At 42.0% G+C, this 1,657-nt stretch carries 3 protein-coding genes; 2 read left to right on the top strand and 1 reads right to left on the bottom strand.

Features of this window, described 5'->3' with window-relative positions:
* On the bottom strand, positions 1–432 hold a 432-nt coding region (locus J2T13_RS26180), incomplete at its 3' end, for an IS110 family transposase (RefSeq protein WP_429375644.1).
* A 567-nt stretch (positions 433–999) separates the two neighbouring features.
* On the opposite strand from J2T13_RS26180, the gene J2T13_RS26185 reads away from it, so the two are divergent.
* Both J2T13_RS26185 and J2T13_RS26190 read left to right on the top strand, forming a co-directional pair.
* Positions 1,000–1,224, top strand: a complete 225-nt coding sequence (locus J2T13_RS26185) for a hypothetical protein (RefSeq protein WP_429375645.1) — start codon at positions 1,000–1,002, stop codon at positions 1,222–1,224.
* A complete protein-coding gene (locus J2T13_RS26190; RefSeq protein WP_429375646.1) occupies positions 1,208–1,477 on the top strand; it encodes a type II toxin-antitoxin system RelE family toxin in 270 nt (89 codons plus the stop codon). The genes J2T13_RS26185 and J2T13_RS26190 overlap by 17 nt, the downstream gene beginning before the upstream one ends.
* Positions 1,478–1,657: the final 180 nt, after the last annotated feature.

Here is a 1,657-nt window from a genome sequence, read left to right on the forward strand (position 1 = left end):
AAGCTGAGCCTCGCCATATAGGCCTGTCCAATGCTGGTATTGACGACAGATAACACGCAGTTGTTGGACGTGATCGCTTAGTTCAACTTGAGGTTGAGGAGATTGAAGGTAGAAAACATGAGCAATGCGAATGGCATCGATAGGGTCAGTTTTTATCTTTCGTACCGCCTTTTGCTTCAGCTGATGAGTAAGTAAAGGATTCAGAACAATGACTGAATAGCCGTGTGAAGAAAAGAAAGAAACGAGAGGTTTGGAATAATTGCCGGTAGCTTCTAAAACAACGGTGGGCTCCTGACCTGTTGCTTGCATCATCTGCTCCAAGATCGATAGGAGATGATTGAGGTCGTCACGGGTATGAGAGAATGGGAAAGGTTTATAAATACAGTCATGGTAGGAAAGAAGCAGCGGCAACACTCTTACCTTTAGCAACATCGATACTTAAAACAGGTATATTCATATAACCTCCTTAAAGTCACTGGGGCCAGCACTTTTGGTCTCCACAGGTTGGCACGGTGATACGGGCTCAGAGGCCCAACCAGCTGAATCGGGGTATGAACAAAAGGCGAGGGCATAAAACACTTTATACGACGGGATCTATGTCCCAACAAAACATGCGTTTTTCAGCCCAGTGTTTCCTCCAGAATAAAGAAAAAGTTCATCCCCGAGCCAGTCGGGTATGAACTGAGAATACCAACAACATATTCACGCATCGGAGCATTCGCCTCTCGGACCGGCAGAAGTAGAAGCGGATTCGGTGAGGCATTTCTGCAACAGGGAAGTAAATTCAGCCACATCCGCACCACCTAACCGCATCGCGGCCAGTCGCTTCGCTCCTTTAGGGTGGTGGGGCGTCGTGAATAACAGAACGTTATATGAAATTGGCGTAAGAGCGGATTTGTGAAGGCTAGTACTTCGATGTAGTATAAAAGAAGCAATGTCTGGAGCATCCTTATATATTGGCGTATAATAAGAATGATTAAATAAAAGGGGGTACAGTTGATGAGTGTCCCGAAAGATGAACTGGAAAACATATTAGGTAACTTAAATGATAAGAATAAGGTTGTCGCAAAGAGCTTTTTATCATGGTTACTTGAGAAACAGTTTGATGAGGACGATGAGTGTTTGACGCCAAAGGATATTCAGGCAATAGAACAGGGACGACTTGAGTTTCAAAATGGTCAGACTAAATCCTTGGAGGACCTAAAACGTGAACTTGAAATATAAAGCTACATTTTCAAGTGAAGCTGAAAAGAGCCTAGGAAAAATAGATCGAACTATAGCAAGAAGAATCTTTATAGCCCTTGAGCAATTATGTAATGACCCATTTAATAACCCAAATACGAAGAAAATGAAGGGTAAAGAAGAAAACATCTATAGATTACGGGTGGGGAATTATCGAATAATCTATGAGGTTCTTAATAATGAATTAATCATTTTTGTAGTTCGTATAGGACCTAGAGGAGACATATATAAATGACATCAGAGCCCTCGAAATAATATTAGGGTTATTTTTGTTTGAAGAAGGTTATATGAGATGGATGATCAAGAAGACGCCAACATCTTATAACACTTTGGATTGGTTGCGCAGTTGCCCGAAAAAAAGGCCTTCATAACGACGGTATGAAGGCTACCACGATCGTGAACATATGAGCAGAAA

The sequence above is a fragment of the Paenibacillus sp. DS2015 genome, from assembly GCF_050433705.1.
Classification (GTDB): Bacteria; Bacillota; Bacilli; order Paenibacillales; family Paenibacillaceae; genus Paenibacillus_AQ.